A 22,116-nucleotide genomic window follows, 5' to 3' on the forward strand; every position below is an offset into this window, starting at 1 on the left:
ATACGCAAAACGAAAAATTCGGAGCAATTCATGAAGATTCTGGTTACCGGCGCAAGCGGCTTCATCGGCGGGCGCTTTGCGCGTTTTGCCCTGGAGCAGGGCCTGGACGTGCGGGTCAACGGTCGCCGGGCCGAGAGTGTGGAGCATCTGGTACGCCGGGGAGCCGAGTTCATCCAGGGTGACTTGAGCGACCCGGAACTGGCTCGCGAACTGTGTTCGGACGTCGAGGCCGTGGTGCATTGCGCCGGTGCCGTCGGTTTGTGGGGGCGTTATCAGGACTTCCATCAGGGCAATGTCCAGGTCACTGAGAACGTGGTCGAGGCCTGCCTGAAGCAACGGGTACGGCGGCTGGTGCATTTGTCGTCGCCGTCGATCTACTTCGATGGTCGCGATCACCAGGGCCTGAGCGAAGAACAGGTGCCCAAACGCTTCAAGCACCCTTACGCCGCCACTAAGTACCTGGCCGAGCAAAAAGTCTTCGGCGCCCAGGAGTTCGGCCTCGAAACCCTGGCCCTGCGCCCGCGTTTCGTCACCGGGGCCGGCGACATGAGCATCTTTCCGCGCCTGTTGAACATGCAGCGCAAGGGGCGCCTGGCGATCATCGGCAACGGTCTGAACAAAGTTGATTTCACCAGCGTGCAAAACCTCAACGAAGCGTTGCTCAGCAGTTTGCTGGCCAGCGGTTCCGCGTTGGGCAAGGCTTATAACATCAGCAACGGCACGCCGATTCCGTTGTGGGACGTGGTCAATTACGTCATGCGCAACATGGAGGTTCCACAGGTAACCCGTCACCGTTCCTACGGTCTGGCCTACAGCGTGGCGGCGCTCAACGAGGGTGTGTGCAAGTTGTGGCCGGGGCGTCCCGAGCCGACGCTGTCGCGTCTGGGCATGCAGGTCATGAACAAAAATTTCACCCTGGACATCAGCCGCGCCCGGCATTATCTGGATTACGATCCCAAGGTCAGCCTCTGGACGGCCCTCGATGAGTTCTGTGGCTGGTGGAAGGCCCAGGATATTCGCTGATGCCCGAACAACGACTCCTTACTGAACCGGATACGGGGCTTGGGGGTCAATGGTTACGGCTGTGGGGTTTATACTGCGCGGCATAAAGCCATCATTTGTTTCACTAAGGTTGATTCAATGTCTATGCGTAACGATGCCAACGACGACTTCGACGAAGTACCGAGCCTGCGTGCAGATGTTCTCGACGACGACTTTCCACCCACTGCCCGCACGGTCGTGCATTCGCGCACGGCGCCGGTGGTGAGGGTCAAGGCGGCGAGCACTGGCCCACTGTGGGCGTTGGTCGGGGCATTGATCTTTGCGTTCGCGGGCCTGGCCTGGTGGAGTTTTCAGCAGATTTCCCTGATGGAACAGCAATTGGTGGCGACCCAGGAAAGTTTCGCGCGGATCAGTGAGGAAGCGGCTGGGCGCCTGCAGGACATTTCCGGAAAGGTCGTTGCCAGCCAGACCAGTGTCACCACCGACAGCGAGGCCTTGAAGCTGCAAATCCGCCAGCTGGAAAGCAAACTCAAGGACCAGGGCGCCCAGCAGCAAGGTGTTGCCGGCCAGGCCTCGGATCTGGACAAGCGACTGGCACAAATGACCGCGCAATCCACCGAACTGGACAAACGCCTGGCGCAGTTGACTGCCCAGGACACCGAGCATCAGACGGACAATATGCAGTTGCAGGCCCAGGTCAAAGCCTTGAGCGCTGAATTGGCCGCCTTGAAAAGTACCCCGTCCGACTCGGAAAAACTCGACGCACAGCTGAAAAGCCTGGGCGCCGACATTACCGCGCTGAAAAAGCAAGGCAACCCGAGCGCTGCCATCGAGCGTCTCGAGCAAGACATGATCGTGCTCAAGAGCCAGCAGGACAACCGTCCGGCCGCCGCACAGGGTTCGACCAACACTGCCGAGTTCGATGCCTTCCGCAGCCAGGTCACCCGCAACATCAATACCCTTCAGGCGCAGATCCAGAACCTTCAGCAGCAACTGCGCGCCCGGCAGTAATCCGAACATTTGTGGCAAGCCCCCTCGCCACAAAAGTCTCAAGCCGTGTTTTCCTGAATATCCATACCTTCGCTGGCAAGCCAGCTCCTACAGGATATGCACAGTCCTTGTAGGAGCTGGCTTGCCAGCGAAGGCCGCGCAGTACGGTCTGTCTATCGAACCTTGTCCTCGCGCCCGCGCAACAGCATGTTCGGCATGGCAATCGCCGCCGCCAGCCCCAGCAATGAAACAGCCGCGCTGACCGTCAGCAAGTGGCGGAACGTCAGCAACAGCTCAGCGCGCAAGGCGTTCTGCGCGTCACCCGGTGCGGCGTTCAACCCGTCCAGCAACACATTCCCCGAACTGCCTTCGGCAATCAGCGACGAGCCGGCCAGATGCGCAAAACTTGAATCCTGCAACAGCGCCAGCAGCAGCGCCGACATCAACGCCACGCCGACCGCACCACCCAGCGAACGGAACAGATTGGTGGTGCTGGTGGCCACGCCGATATCCCGCTGGTCCACCGAGTTCTGCGTGCCGACCAATGACGTCGGGAACTGCATGCCGGAGGCAATCCCGCAGAGCAGCATGAACAGGCTGCTCAAGACGAACGCCTGCGGCGGGCTGAACGCCATGCCGAGAATCGCGATGGGCATCAGCGCAGCACCGGTGAGGATCATCGGTTTGTAGCGCCCGGTCACGGAGGTGCGACGGCCGGCGAAATACGCGCCAATCGGCAAGCCCATGGCCAGCGGCAGCAGATGCAGGGCGGCACTGTCGGCACCGGCGCCGGTGACGCTCTGGAAGCGCAGCGGCATCAATACGATCAGCGAGATGGCCTGGAAACTGGTGAAGAAAATCGTGCACCAGCACAGGATCGCGTTGCGGTTGGCGAACAGGTGCATGGGCAACAGCGGCTCCCGTGCCCGCCGCTCGTGGACGACAAACAGCCCCAACACCAGCACTGCACAAGCGAGCAGCGCCAGCACTTCGGCGCTGCGCCACGAATGGCCCTGGCCGACCTGGGTGATGCCCAGCAACAACGCTGTCAGCCCGATGATCATCAGCACGGTGCCCAGGTAATCGATGATCGGTTTGCGTTGCGGAATCGGCAGGCCGACCAGCGTCCGCTGGGCCACCAGCCAGGCACCCAGGCCCAGCGGCAGGTTGATCAGGAACACCCAGCGCCAGGACAGGTATTCGGTCATGTAGCCGCCGAGCACCGGGCCGGCCACGCTGGCCACGGCGTACATGCTGCTGAAATAGCCCTGATAACGACCGCGCTCCCGTGGCGGCACGATGTCACCGATGATCGCCTGGCTCACCGAGATCATCCCGCCGGCCCCGATGCCCTGGAGGATCCGCGCCAGCACCAGTTGCTCCATGCTCTGGGCCATGCCGCAGAACACTGACGCCAGGGTGAACAGGCCCATGCCGAACAACATCAGCTTGCGCCGCCCGTACAGGTCGCCCAGTTTGCCGTAGATCGGCACCGCCACGGTCATGGCCACCATGTAGCCGGAAATCACCCAGGCCAGCAGGCTGACGTCCTTGAATTGTGCGGAAATGGCCGGCATCGAAACGGCGACGATGGTCTGGTCCAGCGCCCCGAGAAAGATCGCCAGCATCAGCGCGATCAGCACGCTGCGGATGGCGGGTTTGGGCATTTCAGGCTGGTGGAGATTGGTCACGGGAAAACCTGCGGGCAGTGATTGACCCGCAAGTAGCAAGGCGAGCGGGGATGCTCGTCAGTGTAAGTCGATAGGAAGCTATTCGATAGCCTCATAAGGAAGCCCGACGTAGTTTTCTGCAATGGTCTTGCGACCCGCCTCGGAGTCGATGAAATACTCCAGTTCCGACTCGGCAATGCGCTGACTGAAGGCATCGTGATCATCGAAACGGTGCAGCATCGAGGTCATCCACCAGGAAAAGCGCTCGGCCTTCCACACCCGACGCAGGCAGATTTCCGAGTATTTCTCCAGCAAATCGGCGCGTTTTTCGCGGTAAACCTTGAGCAGGATGTTGAACAGCGTACTCACATCACTGGCCGCCAGGTTCAGGCCCTTGGCGCCGGTGGGCGGGACGATATGCGCGGCATCGCCGACCAGGAACATGCGACCGTATTGCATCGGTTCGACCACGAAGCTGCGCAGTGGCGCGATGCTCTTTTCGATGGACGGGCCCGTGACCAGGCTGTCTGCCAACGCTTGCGGCAGTCGCGACTTGAGTTCGTCCCAGAAGCGTTGATCCGACCAGTTATCCACATGATCGCTGGTAGGCACTTGCAGGTAGTAACGGGTGCGCGTCGACGAGCGCATGCTGCACAGGGCAAAACCACGCTCGTGACGGGCGTAGACCAGTTCTTCGTGGACCGGCGGAGTATCGGCCAGGATCCCGAGCCAGCCGAACGGATAGATCCGTTCGAAGACTTTCAGGCTGTCGGCGGGAATCGATTGCCGCGCCACTCCATGGAAGCCGTCGCAACCGGCGATGTAGTCGCAATCGAGACGATACAGCTCGCCGTCCTGCTCAAAAGTGACAAACGCTTCATCGGTTTTCATGCCGTGGGGAACGACGTTGACGGCTTGATAAATCGTCTGTGCGCCGGCCTCCCGACGAGCGGCCATCAGGTCACGGGTGACTTCGGTCTGGCCGTAGATCATCACGGTTTTGCCAGCCGTCAGGGCGTGCAGATCGATATGTACCCGGCGCCCGTCGAGGGCCAGTTCGAAGCCGCCATGCACCAGTCCCTCGGTGTCCATGCGCTGACTCACGCCGGCCTGGCGCAACAGCTCTACCATGCCTTGCTCAAGCACGCCGGCGCGGATCCGGCCGAGCACATAGTCCGGGGTCTGGCGTTCTAGAATGACGGTGTCGATACCGGCGTTGTGCAGCAATTGGCCGAGCAACAGGCCTGAAGGGCCGGCACCAATGATGGCGACCTGGGTTTTCAGCGTTTTCATTGTTGTTATGACTCGCAAGCTTCACGCGACCAGGGCCGGTGAATGATTTTTATGGATCGAGTGCTTGCATTTTTCCCTTGCGAGTCTGTCAATTGAAGGTGAAAACTGAGCCGATACCTGTACATTCTGCCAATCGGTGCGATTATCGCCCGCCATCTACTCCGAGGCCTGGATTGAAGTGATGAACAAGCCTGACCTGCCTTCGATTCCGGTGTTCAAGCTCTACGGTGAAAGCCTGGATTGGCCGACCCCGGACTTGCTGCACTGTGAAACCATTTCCAAACGCAGCCGCGAACATCATTGGGAAATCAAACCCCACCGCCACGCTGATTTGTGCCAGTTGCTCTTCGTGTTCAAAGGTCAGGCAGAGCTTGAAATCGAAGGCCAACGTACGCAACTGGTGGAACCGGCGATCCAGATCCTGCCACCGCTGTCGGTGCACGGCTTTCGCTTTTCAGAGGATGTGGAAGGGTTTGTCGTGACCCTGGCCGCGCCGCTGATCGCCCACCTGCAGATGCAGTTGGGACACTCGGTCAATGCCCTGGCCCAGTCCGAAAGCTACCCGGCAGGCAAGGACGCCGAGTACCTCAACAGCCTGTTCAGTGCCTTGCAGAACGAATACACCAGCCATCAACCGGCGCGGGAAATGCTCATGCATTCGCTGGTCAGTGTGATCATGGTGTGGGTCAGCCGTCAGGTGATCCAGCGTCGCACTGCCATGGCGCGACCGCAGCGGGCCCGGGAATACCTCAATGGCTTTATTCAGCTGGTGGAAGAGACCTATCGGCAGCACGTCAAGGTCGAGGACCTGGCGCACCGGCTGGGGATCTCCGTGTCCCACCTCAACGGCACCTGTCGTGAGCTTGCGGGGCAACCGGCGTTGCAGATCATGCACGAACGGCAATTGCTGGAGGCCAAGCGTTTGCTGACCTACACCAGCATGACCATTTATGAAATGTCCGACGTGTTGGGGTTTTCCGATCCGACCAACTTCACGCGCCTGTTCCGGCGTCGTGTGGGGATTTCGCCCAAGGCGTTCCGCGACCGCTTGAAGGCCGATCAGGACAACGAAGCCTGACCCCTTTCGTTACCGGAGGGCGTTGAGGGTGGCGTTGTGGGGGATGCAGCGCTCGAAGTTACAGCTCGCGTATTCACGGGGCAGGTTGCGCAATTGCTCTACGCGCCAGGCGGCAGCGCCATACAGCCCGAGCGTGACCGCACAGGTGATGAAAATCGCGAGGTATCTTCTTGTTTTGATGTTCATGGCGTTGACCTCTGAACGAATACCTTTCGGTATTACTTTGAGCATAGGTCAGCGCCGGTGAGTTACCAGCAATAGCGCGGTATTCAGAACACTGATCACCCTTGTAGGAGCTGGCTTGCCAGCGAAGAGGGCGTGTCAGTCACCGCTGATGTTGTTTGATACGCCGCTATCGCTGGCAAGCCAGCTCCTACAGGGTTGGTGTTTACAGGCCCACATCCCACTCCGGTTCCTCCGGAAATCTCACCACCAGAAAATCCAGCAAGCTGCGCAACGCCGCCGGCATGTGCTTGCGTGAGGCATACACCGCATACACGTTCATTTGCCGTGGTTCGGCCGCCGGCAGCAGGCGAATCAATTCGCCGCTGTGAATGTGCACGCCGGCCTGATACGTGGGCAGCATCGCCACCCCGGCGCCGGCGATCGTTGCGCGTAGCAGCGTGCTGGCCTCGTTGGCGCTGATGTTGCCCTGCACCGGTACTGAAACCTGCTCGCCGTCCTGCTCGAAATGCCAGAGGCTTTTGCCGAAGTAGGAATGGGTCAGGCAATTGTGCCGGCTCAGGTCCTCGACCCGTTGCGGCGCCGGGTGCTCGCGCAAGTAAGCGGGGGATGCGCAGATCACCGAGCGACAAACCGTCAGGCGGCGGGCGATCAGGTTCGGGTCCAGGTCGTTGCTGGTGCGGATCGCCAGGTCGATGCGCTCATCGATCAGGTTCACGGTGCGGTCGAGCATCTGCATGTCGATGCTGACGCCGGGGTAGCGTCGGACATAGGCGGCCATGGCATCGGCCAGTTGTGCCTGGCCGAAGGAGGTGCTGACGCTGATCCGCAGCAGGCCGCGCGGTGCGTCATCCGGTTCGCTGACTGCGGCTTGCATGTCGCTGGACAAATCGAGCATCTGCCGACAGCGGGGCAGGATCTCGTTGCCGGCGGCGGTAAGGCTCAACTTGCGCGTGGTGCGATGCATCAGGCGCGCGCCAACCCAGTCTTCCAGTTCCGCCAGATACCGCGAAACCACCGGTCGTGACAGCTCCAGATGATCGGCGGCGGCCGACTGGCTGCCGAGGTCGACCACCGTGACGAACACACGCATTGCTTGAAGACGATCCATGATTTGCCCGCTTTCAGAAACAAACTATGTTCAAGCATCGCATTTTTTGCACTGAGTCAGGCAACTAAGCTCTGTTCCCTGTAGGAGCTGGCTTGTCGGGTCGCCGCATCGCAGCGAAGGTCGTTAACGATGACGCGTGCAGGCTGGATGAATGCGGCGCGCTGAAATGCTTCGCTGGCAAGCCAGCTCCTACGAAGGGCGAACCGCATCGCCCATTTAAAGCCATGGGACAACGGAGCAACAGATGATCGGTTTCACCACTTTAAAGCGCATTGTGCTGGCAAGCGCGGCCTTCGGTTTCGCCGCCCATGCAGCCGCCTCGACCCTGACGCTGGATGTCTACAACCCCGGCGAAAAAGCCATCTTCCCGGTGACCTCGGTGCTGGTCAGCGGCGAGAAAGAAGCGATCCTGGTGGATGCGCAGTTCGGCAAATCCCAGGCCGAGCAGGTGGTGGAAAAGATCCGCGCCAGCGGCAAGCAACTGACCACCATCTACATCAGCCATGGCGATCCGGATTACTACTTCGGCCTCGAAACCCTGACGGCCGCGTTTCCCAAGGCCAAGGTCCTCGCTTCGCGGCCGACCGTTGACCACATCAAGCAAACAGTCGACGGCAAACTGGCGTTCTGGGGCCCGAAAATGGGGGCCGATGTGCCGGGCAAAACCATCGTGCCGGACGTGCTCAAGGGCGACAGCCTGAACCTCGAAGGGAAGAAATTGCAGGTGGTCGGTCTTGAGGGCTCGCAGCCGGATCGCAGCTTCGTGTGGATTCCGTCGATCAAGGCCGTGGTCGGAGGTGTCGTGGTGGCGCAAAACATCCATGTGTGGATGGCTGACACGCAAACGCCACAGTCCCATGCCGATTGGTTGGCTACGCTGCACTCCATTGAAACCCTGAAGCCGCAGACCGTGGTACCGGGGCATTACCTGGGCGTGAGTGATCGCTCACTGGCGGCAGTGCAATTCACCTCCGCTTACATCAAGGCTTTCGACGAGGAAACCGCAAAGGCCAAGGATTCTGCCGCGCTGATCGCGGCGATGAAAAAGCGCTTCCCGACCCTGGGTGATGAAAGCTCCCTGGAGCTGAGCGCCAAGGTCGCCAAGGGCGAGATGAAGTGGGGTGAATAAATTTAAGAGGTAGCGGGCCTTTGATATCAATGCTTTCAAGCCAACTGGAGAACGTCATGAGCAAAATCGCAATCATCGGTGCCACCGGTCGTGCCGGTAGCCAACTGCTGGAAGAAGCCCTGCGTCGCGGTCACAGCGTTACCGCGATCGCCCGCAACACGGCGAAAATCGGTCCGCGTGCCGGATTGGTCACACGCAACGTCGACGCTCTGGATGCCAGTGCTTTGCAAGCGGCCATCGAGGGGCATGACGTAGTCGTCAGCGCCGCACATTTCACGACCCTGCCTGCCAGCGCCGTCATCGGGCCGGTGAAGAAGGCCGGGGTCAAACGCTTGCTGGTGGTGGGCGGTGCCGGTTCGCTGTTGTTGCCGGATGGTACACGAGTGATCGACAGCAAAGGTTTTCCGGACGCGTACAAGGCCGAAGCCAGTGCCGGTGCCGAGTTCCTCGCTAACCTGCGTCAGGAAAAGCAACTGGACTGGACCTTCCTGTCGCCATCGGCCGAATTTGTCGAGGGCGAGCGCACCGGGAAATTCCGCATCGGTCAGGATGATTTGCTGGTGAGCAGAGAAGGGCGCAGCTGGATTACCTTTGCCGACTATGCGATTGCAATGCTCGACGAAGTAGAAGCGCCGAAGCATTCGCGGCAGCGGTTTACTGTCGGGTACTAACACCGCAATCCATGTAGGAGCTGCCGCAGGCTGCGATCTTTTGATCTTGAAAATCAATGTCAAAAGATCGCAGCCTGCGGCAGCTCCTACAGATACCGTGGTTTACCGAGACTGCGCCTGCTCCACCAACCAGCTCATCAATTCACGTAATTTCGGCGAAGGTCCTGGTTTTTCGGGGAACACCAGGTAATACGCCAGCCCCGTCGTTACCTTCAATTCGAATGGCATGACCAGCCGCCCGGCGTTCAGGTCATCGCCAATCAGCGACCAATCACCAATCGCCACCCCCGTTCCCTGGGACGCCATCGACATTGCCAGGTCCAGTGTTTCGAAGTGCTGGCCCTTGCCGACATTGGTCAAATGCACATCCGCGGCTTTCAACCAGGCCTTCCAGTCCCGTTCATCGCGGGTTGGGTGCAGCAACAGGTGTTGTTGCAGATCGGCCGGTGCTTGCAGGGGCATGGGGCCTTCGAGCATCGGTCTGGAGCACACCGGCGTGAGTTGCTCATCAAAGAGTTTTTGCGACATCAATGAATCGTCCGGCGGTGCGCCGTACATCACCGCCGCATCGAACTGCTCGCGATGAAAGTCCACGCCGTGCTTGACCGTGGTGGTCAGTTCCACCGGCACGTCCGGGCGTTCCCTTTGCCATTGCAACAGACGTGGCAGCAACCAGCGCATGACGCAAGTCGGGGCCTTGAGTTGCAGGGTTTCGCGCTTCTCGCCGATCTGTTCAACGGCCTCGTCGATCAGGCCGAAAATTTGCTGGACCCGTGGCAGCCATTCCCGTCCCTCGGCTGTCAGGTCCAGGCCTCGGGCCAGGCGGATGAACAGTTCATAACCCAGATGATCTTCCAGCCCGGCGATCTGCCGACTCACCGCGCCCTGGGTGATGTGCAGCTGTTCGGCGGCCCGGGTGAAATTGCAGCACTGCGCGGTAATCAGAAAGGTGTGCAGCGCCGGCAGGGGAGGCAGTCGTTTCATTGGGATCCAAGGTATGACGTGAGGACATGGCTAGTATGACTTTTTATCCATTGTTGCGGCTACGTCCCGCCCGTTCCAATGAGGCCATTCCCGGGCCTGCGAATCCATCATAAACACAGCGCACGCCCGGCGTCTCAAACGAACAAAAAGGGCAAAGACATGGCGACGTGCGGCGAAGTATTGGTCAAGTTACTCGAAAACTACGGGGTCGAGCAGGTGTTCGGCATTCCGGGGGTGCATACCGTGGAGCTGTATCGCGGGCTGGCCCGTTCGAGCATCAACCACGTCACGCCGCGCCATGAACAGGGCGCCGGCTTCATGGCCGACGGCTACGCCCGCACCAGCGGCAAACCGGGTGTGTGCTTCATCATCACCGGCCCGGGCATGACCAACATCACCACCGCCATGGGCCAGGCCTACGCCGATTCGATCCCGATGCTGGTGATCTCCAGCGTGCAATCGCGCAGCCAGTTGGGCGGTGGTCGCGGCAAGCTGCATGAGCTGCCGAACCAGGGCGCACTGTGTGCCGGTGTCGCGGCGTTCTCCCACACCCTGATGTCGGCGTCCGAGCTGCCGGGCGTGCTGGCTCGCGCCTTTGCACTGTTCCAGGCCGGCCGTCCGCGTCCGGTGCACATCGAAATTCCATTGGACGTATTGGTCGAAGAAGCCGATGACCTGCTCAGCAGCCTGCCGGTCAACATCGACCGCGCCGGTGCTTCGCCGAGCGCCGTGTCGCGCATGACCGAATTGCTGGCCGACGCCAAGCGTCCGCTGATTCTCGCCGGTGGCGGGGCCATCGACGCGGCATCCGAGCTGACTGAACTGGCCGAGCTGCTGGACGCGCCGGTCGCCCTGACCATCAATGCCAAGGGCATGCTCGCCTCCGGCCACCCGTTGCTGATCGGCTCGACCCAGAGCCTGGTCGCCACCCGTGCGCTGGTCGCCGAGGCCGATGTGGTCCTGGCCATCGGCACCGAGCTGGCCGAGACCGACTACGACGTGACCTTCGCCGGCGGTTTCGAAATTCCTGGCAAGTTGCTGCGCGTCGACATCGACCCGGACCAGACCGTGCGCAACTACCCGCCGCACGTGGCATTGGTGGCCGACTCGCGCAACGCCGCCCAGGCTTTGCTCAGCGCGCTGTCGCACAAATCCCTGGCCGAGCGCCGCAACGATTGGGGCCAGGTGCGCGCCGCTCGTCTGCGTGAAGAGCTGGCCGCGACCTGGGACGCACCGACCCTGGCTCAGACCCGTTTCCTTGAAACCGTGCTGCACGAACTGCCGGACGCGGTATTCGTCGGCGACTCGACGCAACCGGTGTACACCGGCAACCTGACATTCAACCCGGAGCGCCCGCGCCGCTGGTTCAACTCGTCCACCGGTTACGGCACTCTCGGTTACGCCTTGCCGGCGGCGATTGGCGCCTGGCTGGGTGGTAGCGTCGAAGGTGGCGCGCGTCCTCCGGTGGTGTGCCTGATCGGCGACGGTGGCCTGCAATTCACCCTGCCGGAACTGGCCAGCGCCGTTGAAGCGCACACCCCGGTGATCGTGCTGCTGTGGAATAACCAGGGCTACGAAGAGATCAAGAAATACATGGTCAACCGTGCCATCGAGCCGGTCGGCGTGGACATCTACACCCCGGACTTCATCGGTGTGGCCAAGGCATTGGGTTGCGCGGCCGAAGCGGTCAGCAGTGTCGAGCAATTGCGTGGCGCGTTGCGTATGGCTACCGATCGCCAGGGCCCGACCCTGATTGAAATCGACCAGACCCAGTGGATGCAGGCGGTGTCGAAATGACTTTCTCGACTACCCAGGATGGCCTGTACATCAACGGCCAATGGTCGGCCGGCAACGAACACCTGCGGGTGATCAACCCGGCGACCGAAGCCCTGTTGACCACGGTGAATGGCGGCGATGAGCGCGCTGTTGATCAAGCGGTGAGCGCGGCGACCCAGGCGTTCGCCGACTGGTCGAAAACCACGGGCGCCGAACGCGGCGCGATCCTGCGCAAAATCGCCGTGGGGGTACAGGCCAACCGTGAAAAGCTGATGCACTTGCAGTCGAGCAACAACGGCAAGCCACAGTTCGAAGCGGCTATCGACGTTGATGACGTGATCGCCACGTTCGAGTATTACGCCGGTCTGGCCGAAGGCCTGGACGCGAAACAGGACAGCGCCATCGAGCTGCCGACCGACGACTTCAGCGCTCGCCTGCGCCGTGAGCCGTGCGGTGTGGTCGGCCTGATCGTGCCGTGGAACTTCCCGATGGTCACCACCGCGTGGAAACTCGCCCCGGCCCTTGCCGCCGGTTGCTGCGTGGTGCTCAAGCCTTCGGAAGTGACGCCGCTGCCGGAGCTGGAACTGGCAGCGATCATCGCTGAAGCCGGGTTGCCTGCGGGCGTGTTCAACCTGGTGTGCGGCACTGGCCTGGCGGTTGGCGCGCCCCTGTCGACAGACTCGCGCATCGCGAAAATTTCCTTCACCGGCAGCAATGCGGTCGGCGTGCAGGTCATGCAACGGGCGGCTGAAACCGCCAAGGGCGTGAGCCTGGAACTGGGCGGCAAATCTTCGCTGCTGGTGCTGGCCGATGCCGATCTCGACCTGGCGGTGGAAGTGGCCTGCGGCGGTGGTTTCTTCAACGCCGGGCAGATGTGCTCCGCCACCAGCCGCGTGCTGGTCGCCGATGAACTGGCCGATGAATTCCTCAGCCGCGTGAAGGCTCGTGCCGAAGCGATACGCGTGGCCGACCCGTTCGACCCGAACGTGGAAATGGGCGCCCTGGTCAATCAGGCGCAATACCAACGTGTATTGGGCCACATCGACCGCGGTTTGAGTGCCGGCGCCAAGCTGGTGTGCGGTGGCAATCGTCCCGCCGACCTGCCGCGCGGATATTTTTTGCAGCCGACGGTGTTCACCGAAGTGCCCCTCGACAGTGCGTTGTGGAATGAAGAGATTTTCGGCCCGGTGATCTGCGTGCGCAGTTTTTCCAGCGAAGCCGAAGCGATTGCCCTGGCCAACGACAGTCAGTTTGGCCTGGTCGCCAGTGTGGTGACGGGCAATGCACAGACCGCTGACCGCGTCGCCAACGCTTTGCAGGCGGGGCTTGTGTGGATCAACGCGCCGCAGGTGATCTTCCCGCAGACCGCCTGGGGCGGCTACAAGCAGAGCAGCATCGGCCGCGAATTGGGGCCGTGGGGCTTGCAGGCTTTCCAGGAAATCAAACACGTGATCCGGGCCGTCTGAAGGCACGAAAAAGGTGAGCGCATGCCTCGCGTTGAGGCATGCGCTGGCGTCATGGCTTCAATGAGTTTTTATCGATAGTCAGGTGTTTTACACGACCTCAGGATGAACTTGCTGGCTCAGCCAAGCCCCCGAAAATAAGAGGGCTAACGCTGATCCGGTCGCGCGGATGCAACAGTTTCGACCTGCCTTATACCTACAAAAACAAAGGGAGTCCGTAATGGGCGAGCATGATCTGAACAGACGTCAATTCATCAAGACCGTGGGCGTAGCCTCGGTTGCAGCGGCAGCCATGAGCATGCCGTTCATCAAGGCCAATGCCAGCGACACACGTTTTGCCGGCAAGACCCTGCGTTTGCTGACCTGGTCCGATGACACCGGCCTGGCTGCACTGCGCAACATCGCCGCGACCTTCGAAGACAAGTACGGCTGCAAGGTCATCGCTGACCGCACCGGCAGTACCTCGGAAATGGTCGCCAAACTCAAGGCCGGCGGTGATCGGCCGCAATACGACATCATCACCCTGGCAGGCGTCGGTGCCGAAGGTCTGGCCGCCGCCAACCTGCTGGAAAAACCCGACCTCAACCGCATTCCCAACCTCGTCGATGTACCGGAGAAGTACCGCACCGGCGCCAATGGCCACGGTATCGGTTACCTGCTGTGGTGCAACAGCCTGGTCTACAGCACCCGCACCCAGAAACAAGCGCCGGACAGCTACGCGGCCCTGTGGGATCCAGAATTGGCACCGAACATCTTCCTGCCGCCGCCGAACTGGACCGAGGCCATGGACCTGATCATCATCGCCGCCAAACTGGCCGGTGGTGACGAGCACAACATCGAACCGGGCTTCAAGAAACTCGCCGAGCTGAAAGATCGTGTGGTGACCCTGGGCGAAAACCCGAACCAGATCGCCGAACTGTTCCGCACCGGTTCCCTGGACATGGGCGGTCTGTACGCACCCGCGTTCTTCCCGAAACAGATCCGCGATCCGAACTACGGCCTGGGTGCCACGTTCGGCATGAAGGAAGGTTTCTACACCGACCTGATGCTGTCGGTGATGCCGAAGAACCGTCCGGGCGATATCGACATGGCCTATGCCTTCATCAACCACTCTCTGGACCCGCTGGTGCAGGGCAAGATGGCTGAAGACATCTACAACGGCCCGGTCAACGCCAAGGCGATCATCTCCGCCGAAGCACGCAAGAGCCCGTACATCCTCACGCCGGAGCAGATTGCCGAGAAGGCGATCATGCACGACAACGCCTTCCTGGCGACTGTGCATGACCAGTGGATTCGTCGTTACACGGAAATCTTTTCTTCCTGATCCGTAGGAGCTGCCGAAGGCTGCGATCTTTTGATCTGGCTTTTCGGCGGTTTTGAAAAGATCAAAAGATCGCAGCCTTCGGCAGCTCCTACAGGTGCCAGGCGCGAGATGTTTCTGATCTTCCATTGACGAGACCCTTTGCTATGGAACACCAACCTCTGACTCATCCGCTGAGTGCCGCCCCAGTGCGCGCCGCTCGGGGTGTTTCGCCAACGACGCGCGCCTGGCTTTTCCTCTCGCCGTCGATGCTGTTTCTTGGCGTACTGATTGCCGCGAGTCTCCTGGTACTGCGCATGAGCGTGGGCACCAAAGGCGCGGAATGGTCCGGGTTCAGCCTGGCCAGTTACGCCCAGTTGCTGGAACCCTATTACCTCAAGTCGCTGATGCTGACCCTGCGCCTGGCGCTGATCAGCGCGGTGATCGCAGTGATCCTGGCGATCCCGGTGGCCTACACCATGTCACGCCTGACTTCGCCATTCGTGCGCCGGATCTTCCTTGCGGCGGTGTTGCTGCCGCTGCTGGTCAACCTGCTGCTGCAAAGCTACGGTTGGCTGGTGATCCTTGGCCCTGGCGGCATGCTCAACCAGACCCTGATGGGCCTGGGCCTGATCAAGCGCCCGATCATGCTGTTGTACAACCAGAACGGTGTGTTGATGGGCCTGGTGCAAACCGCCTTCCCGCTGGCCGTGTTGCCGATTGCCAGCGCCATGCGCGGCGTCGCCCGCAGCTACGAAGAAGCTGCCGCCACCCTGGGTGCGAGTCGCTTCCAGGTGTTCCGCCAAGTGGTATTGCCGATGAGTCTGCCAGGGATCATTACCGGTGCGACCCTGGTATTTGCCTACAACGCCAGCAGTTTCGTGGTGCCCTTGCTGCTCGGTGGCCGGCGCGTGCCGATGCTGGCGGTGATGGTGCATGACCAGATCGCCCCGCTGATGAACTGGCCCGCCGCGTCCGCTGCCGGTGTGGTGCTGATCGTCACCACCCTCGCGATCATGACCCTGTCCGAATACATCACTGGCCGTCGTCGGCGCATGCTGGAGGCTTCGCAATGAGTACCCTGACCAAGAAGCGCCAGTCGCTGTTGCCGGGTGAGACCGGCAAGTTCGCCGGCATCCTCTCGGGTTTCATCCTGCTGCTGGCGGTGTTGCCGATCCTGACCATGATCGTGATGTCGTTCAGCGGCGCATCGAACCTCGACTTCCCGCCGAGCAGCTACAGCCTGCAATGGTACAAGGCCGCCTGGCACACCTTCGTGTCGCCGGACGCCAGCGATGTGCTGAGCTTGGGCAAGGCCATGACCACCAGCCTGATGGTGTCCTGCCTGACCATGGTCTTCGCGACCATCATCGCAGTGCCGGCGGCGTATGCCCTGACCCGTTGCGAGTTCCGTGGCAAGGCCGTGGCCCTGCAATTGATGTCGTTGCCCCTGGTGTTCCCGATGGTGGTATTGGGGCTGGCGTTGCTGCTGGTGTTCGACAGCCTGCCGTTCCAGATGACCACCTCGCGTCTGGTGATTGCCCACGTGATCCTCGCGTTGCCGTTCGTGGTGAAGAACTGCACGGCGGCGATGCTCTCCATCGGCAGCGAAGTCGAGGAGGCCGCGCAAATGCTCGGCGCTTCACCGCTGCGAGCGATTGTCGATGTGGTGGTGCCGTTGATGAAGTCGGGGATCCTGGCGGGCATGCTGCTGGCGTTCATCGTCTCGTTCAACGAATTCACCGTGACCTACTTCCTCTACACCATCGATGTGATGACCGTACCGATCTGGATGTACAGCCGCACCGTGTCTTCGCTCGACCCAACCGTATTTTCGTTTGCCGTGCTGATCGTGTTGATCGACTTCGTCCTGATCTGGGCGCTCGAAAAACTGGTCGGTGAAGGTGGCGTTTCGTTCTGATTTCTTGAGGTGATTCACATGTCTGGTCTGATTCTGGAAAACGTCGAGAAACATTACGGCTCGGCCTGCGCGGTAACGGATGTAAACCTGCATTTGCCCGAGGGCAAACTGGTGTGTTTCCTCGGCCCTTCGGGCTGCGGCAAAACCACCTTGCTGCGCATGATTGCCGGCCTTGAAACCCTGACCGGCGGCGAAATCCGCCTGGACGGTGAAGACATCGGCAACACCCCGGCGCACCTGCGCAATTTCGGCATGGTGTTCCAGTCCCTGGCGTTGTTCCCGCACATGACCGTGGGTGAGAACATCGCTTATCCGCTGAAACTGCGCGGGGTCAGCAAGGCCGATCAGCAGGCGCGGGTGGTGGAGTTGCTGGAGCTGATCCAGTTGCAGCAAATGATTGATCGTCCGGTGGCCAAGCTGTCCGGTGGCCAACGCCAGCGTGTGGCAATTGCCCGGGCGATTGCCAATCACCCGAAAATCCTCCTGCTCGACGAGCCGTTGTCGGCGCTGGACGCCAAGCTGCGCGAGTCGATGCAGGTGGAAATCCGTCAACTGCAACAGCGCCTGAACATCACCACCATCATGGTGACCCACGACCAGCGTGAAGCCATGACCATGGCCGATATCGTGGTCGTACTGGGTGAGCACAAGGTGCAGCAGGTGGGCACACCGATCGAGATCTACCGCCACCCGGCCAACGAGTTCGTCGCGGATTTCATCGGCTCGGGCAACATCTTCCCGGCCACGGTGCTGGGTAATGGCAAAGTCAGCTTGCCAGGCGGCGATGCGCTGCAAGTACCGATCTGCAGCAGCATTGTGGCTGGCGAAAAGGTGAAGATGCTGATTCGCCCGGAAGACCTGCAACTGTCAGCACCCCAGGCGACCGCGGGCAACCGCTTGCTGGGCAAGGTGACGTTCGTGCGCGATATCGGCGCGACCATCGAGACCACGGTGGAGTGTTCCGGGGTGTCGTTTACTGCGCTGAGCACGCCGTGCCAGGGCTTTGGCCTGAGCGTTGGGCATCCGGTGTCGGTGACCTTGCCGGTGGAGGCGTGCCGGGTGCTTGGCGCCTGATTTTCCAGAGGACTGCTGCGCAGCCCATCGCTGGCAAGCCAGCTCCTACAAGGACCGTCGGTGTTCACACAATGTGGTGACCACCAATAATCCCCTGTAGGAGCGGGCTTGCCCGCGAAGGCGTCAGTAGCCGCACCACTGGATCCGGATCAAACCGATAACCGTAACCGCGCCAGATCCCGCAACGGCGGTGCCCCAAACAACCGGCTGTACTCCCGGCTGAACTGCGACGGACTTTCATACCCGACCCGATACCCCGCCGCCGAAGCTTCCAGCCCTTCGGCCAGCATCAACCGCCGCGCTTCCTGCAGGCGCAGATGCTTCTGATACTGCAACGGACTCATCGCCGTCATCGCCTTGAAGCGGTGATGCAGGGTCGACACGCTCAGGTTCACTTCCTTGGCCAGATCATCAATGCGCAACGGTTGTTCAAAATTGCCGTTGAGCCATTTGATCGCCTGGCTGATGCGATGGCTCTGACTGTTGGCGATGGCGATTTCATACAGCCGATGCCCCTGTTTGCTGCGCAACAGGCGATAGAGGATCTCCCGGCGAATCAGCGGCGCCAGCATGGCGATGTCTTTTGGCGTGTCCAGCAACCGTGCCAGGCGCAGCACGGCGTCGAGCATCGCGGTGTCGAGTTTTTCGACATACAGCCCGCGCCCGGTTGGCCGGGTGGGCACGCCGAGGGGGCCGGCGTCGGCGATCAGTGCGGTGATTTCCGTCGGGTCGATGTCCAGGCGCAGGGCCAGGATCGGTTCCTCAGGCGAGACATCCACCACCCGTCCACTGAGCGGCATCGAGACCGAGACCACCAGGTAGTTCAACGGGTCGTAATTGAAGTATTCATCGGCCAGCCGAACTTCCTTGCGCCCCTGGGCCATGATGCACAGCGCCGGTTGCGCCAGCCCCGGGGCGAACTCGTGGGACTGGCTGTGGCGTGACATGAACAGCGAGCCGATGGCCGTGGCATAACTGCCATCTTCGGCGGTGTTGCGGCGAATGATCGCCGCCAGTTCCGCACGTTGCTTTTCCATGTCGGTGTCCAGCGGGGCTTGAAAGTGATCGAACGACGACATGCGAGGCATCCTCGGCAAGGCATGAGTAATGGGCAGAGCATAAGTTTGTGCAAGCCGCAGCGGTAGACACATCCTGTCAGATGCTTGCCTGATTCTGCTCGGGGTTGGTTTCGTTCCCAAACACGGCCAACGCACAGGCGCGCTTCAACTAACGCCGATAACCCCGTAGGAGCTGCCGAAGGCTGCGATCTTTTGATTCTATAGATGAGCGTCTAAAAGATCGCAGCCTTCGGCAGCTCCTACACAAAACGCGTATGGCAGAACCGTGACAGGGTTTTACCGTTTGTTACAGGCTGTCCATGCAGTTTCGCAGGATTGTGCAACGCACCGGCAGGAATCGACTAACGAGACAGGCGTCGCGGCCCTTAACCTTTGATCCTGTCGCAGCCCGTCCCCCGGCTGCCACGCGACTCCCCGGGAGGGTTGAACATGTCCACGCAGATCCCCGTCAGTCATATGGCCTTCGTTCGAGCGCGCGCCGGGCGTTCGGCGGAACTCGGTGTGCGCCTCAGCGCCCTGATCGAACCGTCCCGCGCAGCGCCAGGCTGCCTGAGCTTTGCCTTGCAGCATTCGCAATGCGATCCGGAATTGTGGCTGGTGTCCGGTTTCTGGAGCAATCAACAGGCCATGACCGCGTACTTCAGCACGCCGGCGATGGAGATTTTTGCCGAGCTGGTGCAGGAGCTGGTGGTCAACAGTCTGGATTTCCACACCTTCAAGGATGTCTCGGCGGCGCAGGCCTTGCGGCAGTCCGCAGTGGCGGTACACAAACTGGCCGGTTGAGGGTTTAATGACGGCATTCTCAACCAGCCAGGATTCGCGACATGGCACGTAAAGCCTTTGATCACTTCGAAGCTGTTTCCGCTGTAGTACCGGGCGAGGGTGGTTACCACGCCGCTATCGCCGTCAAAGCGCTGGGCGGTGCCGGCGCCCCGCGCTTTCACAAAGTGCTGGAAGGCCAGATCTTCAAGACCGCTCACGAGGCCGATGATGCGGCCGCCAAGGAACTGACCCGCCTCAAGGACGTCAAGGAAAACACCGACCTGCTCTGGTGATTCTCACCGCCCCGGGCGGTACATCTTGAACAACGCCTCAGGCCCCAGCTGGAAATAATCCGCTGGCCCGCCGCCGCGCAGAATCGGTTCTGCCGCGGCGGTGTCGTATATCCCATCCTTCAACAGCCACTTGGCGATATGCACGGCGACCACCTCGCCGAGGATCAGCCAGCTGGGCACCACATTGCCGTCCGCCCGTTGCAACTGGATGATCTGCGTGACCTTGCACTCGAAGGACACCGGGCTCTCGGCCACCCGTGGCACCTGAATGACCTTCGAGGCAACGGTCGTCAGGCCGGCCAATTCGAATTCGTTGACTTCAGGCCCGACCATGGCGCAGCTCTGGTTCATCTGCTCGGCCAGCGGCCGGGTGGCCAGGTTCCAGGCGAACTCGCCGGTTTGCTCGATGTTGTTCAGGCTGTCTTTGCGCCCGATGCTGGAGAAACCAATGATCGGCGGAATGTAGTTGAAGGCGGTGAAGAAACTGTAGGGCGCAAGGTTCAAGTGGCCCTCGGCATTCTGCGAAGAGATCCAGCCGATGGGGCGCGGGCCGACGATGGCGTTGAACGGATCGTGGGGCAGGCCGTGGCCGTTGGCGGGTTCGTAGAAGTGGATGTCGTCGGGCATGGAGTAATTCCAGGGCGTAGTTCGGGTGGCGTTCATAGTGCAAGGATGAACCGCTGAATTCCAGTCGACTCTACCCTCTGTAGGAGCGAGCTTGCTCGCGATGGTGTATCAGATAAGTTGGTGCCGACTGACACTCCATCGCGAGCAGGCTCGCTCCCACAAGGGGTTATGTTGATTCAATAAAAAGGGGCAGACCCCGGTGAGATCTGCCCCTTTTCCTTGAGGCTTGATTTAGTCCGTGACAATCCGTGAATGCTTGCGGGTGTCTTTCATGGTGACGTACACCAGCAACGACACGGCAATACACGCGGTAACGTACCAGTAGTAACCCGTCTCCATACCGATGCTCTTGAACCACAGCGCGATGTATTCAGCGGTGCCGCCGAAGATCGAAACGGTCAGTGCGTACGGCAGGCCCACGCCCAGGGCGCGGATTTCGGTCGGGAACAGTTCGGCTTTCACCACGGCATTGATCGAGGTGTAGCCACTGACGATGATCAGTGCCGCCATGATCAGGAAGAACGCGCCCCACCAGGTCTGGATGGTGTGCAGGGTGGTGAGGATCGGCACGGTGAACAGGGTTCCCAGGATACCGAAGGCAATCAGGATCGGCCGGCGACCGATTTTATCCGACAGCCCGCCGATGACCGGTTGCAGGCACATGAACAGGAACAGTGTGGCGGCGGAAATGGTGGTGGAGTCGGAAATGCTCATGCCGACGGTGTTCACCAGGTATTTCTGCATGTACGTGGTGTAGGTGTAGAACGCCAGGGTGCCGCCCATGGTCAGGCCGACCACGGTCATCAGTTCCTTGGGGTGACGCATCAAGGTGCGCATCGCGCTTTCCTTGGCTTTTTCTTTCTTGGTGAAGGACTCGGTTTCTTCCATGCCACGACGCAGGTACAGCGCCACCACGGCACACAGCGCGCCGATGGCGAACGGGATGCGCCAGCCCCAGGCGTAGAGCTCCTCGGTGGTCAGGAAGTTCTGCAGGACAATCAGCACCGCCAAAGCGATGAGCTGGCCGGAGATCAGGGTCACGTACTGGAAGCTGGAGTAGAAGCCGCGACGCTCCTTGGTCGCCATCTCGCTGAGGTAAGTGGCGGAGGTGCCGTATTCGCCACCCACCGACAGGCCTTGCAGCAAGCGCGCGAACACCAGCAGGATCGGCGCGCCGATGCCGATGATTTCGTAGCTTGGGCTCAGGGCGATCAGCAGCGAGCCGAAGCACATCAGGTACACCGAGGCCATCAGGGCCTTTTTGCGCCCGACCTTGTCGGCATACAGCCCCATCAGCCAGCCACCGATCGGACGCATCAGGAAGCCCACGGCGAAGATCGCGGCGGTATTGAGCAGTTGGGCGGTGGTGTCGCCTTTGGGGAAGAAGGTCTTGGCGAAGTACAGGGAGAAGGCGGCGTAGACGTACCAGTCGTACCACTCGACCATGTTGCCGACGGAACCGCTGAAAATCGATTTGATGCGGCTGGACGTGGTTCTTTCTTTGGCCGGCAGGGCAGCCGACCCAAGCGGCAGGGAGTTGGAGTTATCCATTGAAGGATCCTTCATTTAATTGTTTTTGTGGAGCGCGAATAAACGCAGCCTGCAGGGGCTATAGCAGGAGCTGTGCCAAGGGGAAGAGGGCCGGTTTAGAGGGGTGGTGGTGTTTTGGTGAGCGGAAATCCGCTTATTAAAAGTAAGTGGTGAGCGAAA

21 protein-coding genes are annotated in these 22,116 nt (G+C 60.8%); 13 read left to right on the plus strand and 8 right to left on the minus strand.

Annotated elements, in window-relative coordinates; translation table 11 throughout:
- Window positions 1-30 precede the first annotated feature (30 nt).
- Both AC1D19_RS06610 and AC1D19_RS06615 read left to right on the plus strand, forming a co-directional pair.
- Window positions 31-1,023 carry an NAD-dependent epimerase/dehydratase family protein gene (locus tag AC1D19_RS06610; protein ID WP_477752672.1) on the plus strand — a complete coding sequence of 331 codons (993 nt, stop codon included), beginning with the start codon at window positions 31-33 and terminating at the stop codon, window positions 1,021-1,023.
- A gap of 117 nt (window positions 1,024-1,140) precedes the next feature.
- Window positions 1,141-2,013 carry an ATPase gene (locus AC1D19_RS06615; protein ID WP_477762730.1) on the plus strand — a complete coding sequence of 291 codons (873 nt, stop codon included), beginning with the start codon at window positions 1,141-1,143 and terminating at the stop codon, window positions 2,011-2,013.
- A 152-nt stretch (window positions 2,014-2,165) separates the two neighbouring features.
- Here AC1D19_RS06615 and AC1D19_RS06620 read toward each other — a convergent pair whose 3' ends face one another.
- Together AC1D19_RS06620 and pobA are read right to left on the minus strand one after the other, a co-directional pair.
- Window positions 2,166-3,683: an MDR family MFS transporter gene (locus AC1D19_RS06620; RefSeq protein ID WP_477762731.1), complete on the minus strand. Its 1,518-nt coding sequence runs from the start codon at window positions 3,681-3,683 to the stop codon at window positions 2,166-2,168.
- A gap of 78 nt (window positions 3,684-3,761) precedes the next feature.
- A complete protein-coding gene (gene pobA / locus AC1D19_RS06625; protein ID WP_477762824.1) occupies window positions 3,762-4,946 on the minus strand; it encodes a 4-hydroxybenzoate 3-monooxygenase in 1,185 nt (394 codons plus the stop codon).
- A gap of 190 nt (window positions 4,947-5,136) precedes the next feature.
- On the opposite strand from pobA, the gene AC1D19_RS06630 reads away from it, so the two are divergent.
- A complete protein-coding gene (locus tag AC1D19_RS06630; RefSeq protein WP_477752668.1) occupies window positions 5,137-6,033 on the plus strand; it encodes a helix-turn-helix domain-containing protein in 897 nt (298 codons plus the stop codon).
- Window positions 6,034-6,042: 9 nt separating this feature from the next.
- Here the strand turns inward: AC1D19_RS06630 and AC1D19_RS06635 are convergent, their stop codons facing one another.
- Together AC1D19_RS06635 and AC1D19_RS06640 are read right to left on the minus strand one after the other, a co-directional pair.
- Entirely contained in the window at window positions 6,043-6,219 is a 177-nt protein-coding gene (locus AC1D19_RS06635; protein WP_162837843.1) for a hypothetical protein, read from the minus strand.
- Between the two features lie 202 nt (window positions 6,220-6,421).
- Complete coding sequence (locus AC1D19_RS06640; protein ID WP_477762732.1) at window positions 6,422-7,327, minus strand: LysR family transcriptional regulator; 906 nt, start codon at window positions 7,325-7,327, stop codon at window positions 6,422-6,424.
- Window positions 7,328-7,571: 244 nt separating this feature from the next.
- Here AC1D19_RS06640 and AC1D19_RS06645 point away from each other — a divergent pair, with 244 nt between their 5' ends.
- Complete coding sequence (locus AC1D19_RS06645; RefSeq protein ID WP_477762733.1) at window positions 7,572-8,456, plus strand: MBL fold metallo-hydrolase; 885 nt, start codon at window positions 7,572-7,574, stop codon at window positions 8,454-8,456.
- 56 nt (window positions 8,457-8,512) lie between these two features.
- Window positions 8,513-9,127, plus strand: a complete 615-nt coding sequence (locus AC1D19_RS06650) for an NAD(P)-dependent oxidoreductase (RefSeq protein WP_477762734.1) — start codon at window positions 8,513-8,515, stop codon at window positions 9,125-9,127.
- A 102-nt stretch (window positions 9,128-9,229) separates the two neighbouring features.
- On the opposite strand, the gene AC1D19_RS06655 is transcribed toward AC1D19_RS06650, so the two are convergent.
- Entirely contained in the window at window positions 9,230-10,111 is an 882-nt protein-coding gene (locus tag AC1D19_RS06655) for a LysR substrate-binding domain-containing protein (protein WP_477762735.1), read from the minus strand.
- Between the two features lie 159 nt (window positions 10,112-10,270).
- On the opposite strand from AC1D19_RS06655, the gene AC1D19_RS06660 reads away from it, so the two are divergent.
- The 6 genes from AC1D19_RS06660 to AC1D19_RS06685 all read left to right on the plus strand — a co-directional run bounded on the left by AC1D19_RS06660 (window position 10,271) and on the right by AC1D19_RS06685 (window position 17,645).
- Window positions 10,271-11,908 (plus strand): 5-guanidino-2-oxopentanoate decarboxylase, encoded by a 1,638-nt coding sequence (locus tag AC1D19_RS06660; RefSeq protein WP_477762736.1) that lies wholly within the window; start codon window positions 10,271-10,273, stop codon window positions 11,906-11,908.
- Window positions 11,905-13,353 carry an aldehyde dehydrogenase family protein gene (locus AC1D19_RS06665; RefSeq protein ID WP_477762737.1) on the plus strand — a complete coding sequence of 483 codons (1,449 nt, stop codon included), beginning with the start codon at window positions 11,905-11,907 and terminating at the stop codon, window positions 13,351-13,353. The genes AC1D19_RS06660 and AC1D19_RS06665 overlap by 4 nt, the downstream gene beginning before the upstream one ends.
- A 217-nt stretch (window positions 13,354-13,570) precedes the next feature.
- Entirely contained in the window at window positions 13,571-14,674 is a 1,104-nt protein-coding gene (locus AC1D19_RS06670; RefSeq protein WP_477762738.1) for an extracellular solute-binding protein, read from the plus strand.
- Between the two features lie 143 nt (window positions 14,675-14,817).
- The gene (locus tag AC1D19_RS06675; RefSeq protein ID WP_477762739.1) at window positions 14,818-15,726 is read left to right on the plus strand and encodes an ABC transporter permease; all 909 of its coding nucleotides are present in this window, start codon (window positions 14,818-14,820) and stop codon (window positions 15,724-15,726) included.
- Complete coding sequence (locus tag AC1D19_RS06680) at window positions 15,723-16,571, plus strand: ABC transporter permease (protein WP_477762740.1); 849 nt, start codon at window positions 15,723-15,725, stop codon at window positions 16,569-16,571. The genes AC1D19_RS06675 and AC1D19_RS06680 overlap by 4 nt, the downstream gene beginning before the upstream one ends.
- An 18-nt stretch (window positions 16,572-16,589) precedes the next feature.
- Window positions 16,590-17,645, plus strand: coding sequence for an ABC transporter ATP-binding protein (locus AC1D19_RS06685; protein ID WP_477756381.1), 1,056 nt, complete (start codon window positions 16,590-16,592; stop codon window positions 17,643-17,645).
- A 149-nt stretch (window positions 17,646-17,794) separates the two neighbouring features.
- Here the strand turns inward: AC1D19_RS06685 and AC1D19_RS06690 are convergent, their stop codons facing one another.
- Window positions 17,795-18,724 (minus strand): AraC family transcriptional regulator, encoded by a 930-nt coding sequence (locus AC1D19_RS06690; RefSeq protein WP_477762741.1) that lies wholly within the window; start codon window positions 18,722-18,724, stop codon window positions 17,795-17,797.
- Between the two features lie 429 nt (window positions 18,725-19,153).
- On the opposite strand from AC1D19_RS06690, the gene AC1D19_RS06695 reads away from it, so the two are divergent.
- Window positions 19,154-19,507 (plus strand): putative quinol monooxygenase, encoded by a 354-nt coding sequence (locus tag AC1D19_RS06695; protein ID WP_477762742.1) that lies wholly within the window; start codon window positions 19,154-19,156, stop codon window positions 19,505-19,507.
- 41 nt (window positions 19,508-19,548) lie between these two features.
- Complete coding sequence (locus tag AC1D19_RS06700; RefSeq protein ID WP_223532182.1) at window positions 19,549-19,779, plus strand: hypothetical protein; 231 nt, start codon at window positions 19,549-19,551, stop codon at window positions 19,777-19,779.
- A gap of 3 nt (window positions 19,780-19,782) precedes the next feature.
- On the opposite strand, the gene AC1D19_RS06705 is transcribed toward AC1D19_RS06700, so the two are convergent.
- Both AC1D19_RS06705 and AC1D19_RS06710 read right to left on the minus strand, forming a co-directional pair.
- On the minus strand, window positions 19,783-20,406 hold the full coding sequence (locus tag AC1D19_RS06705; protein ID WP_477762743.1) for a flavin reductase family protein: 624 nt from the start codon (window positions 20,404-20,406) through the stop codon (window positions 19,783-19,785).
- Window positions 20,407-20,637: 231 nt separating this feature from the next.
- Window positions 20,638-21,957, minus strand: a complete 1,320-nt coding sequence (locus AC1D19_RS06710; RefSeq protein ID WP_477762744.1) for an MFS transporter — start codon at window positions 21,955-21,957, stop codon at window positions 20,638-20,640.
- Between the last annotated feature and the right edge of the window lie 159 nt (window positions 21,958-22,116).

The sequence above is a fragment of the Pseudomonas sp. P1_C12 genome (genome assembly GCF_056406435.1).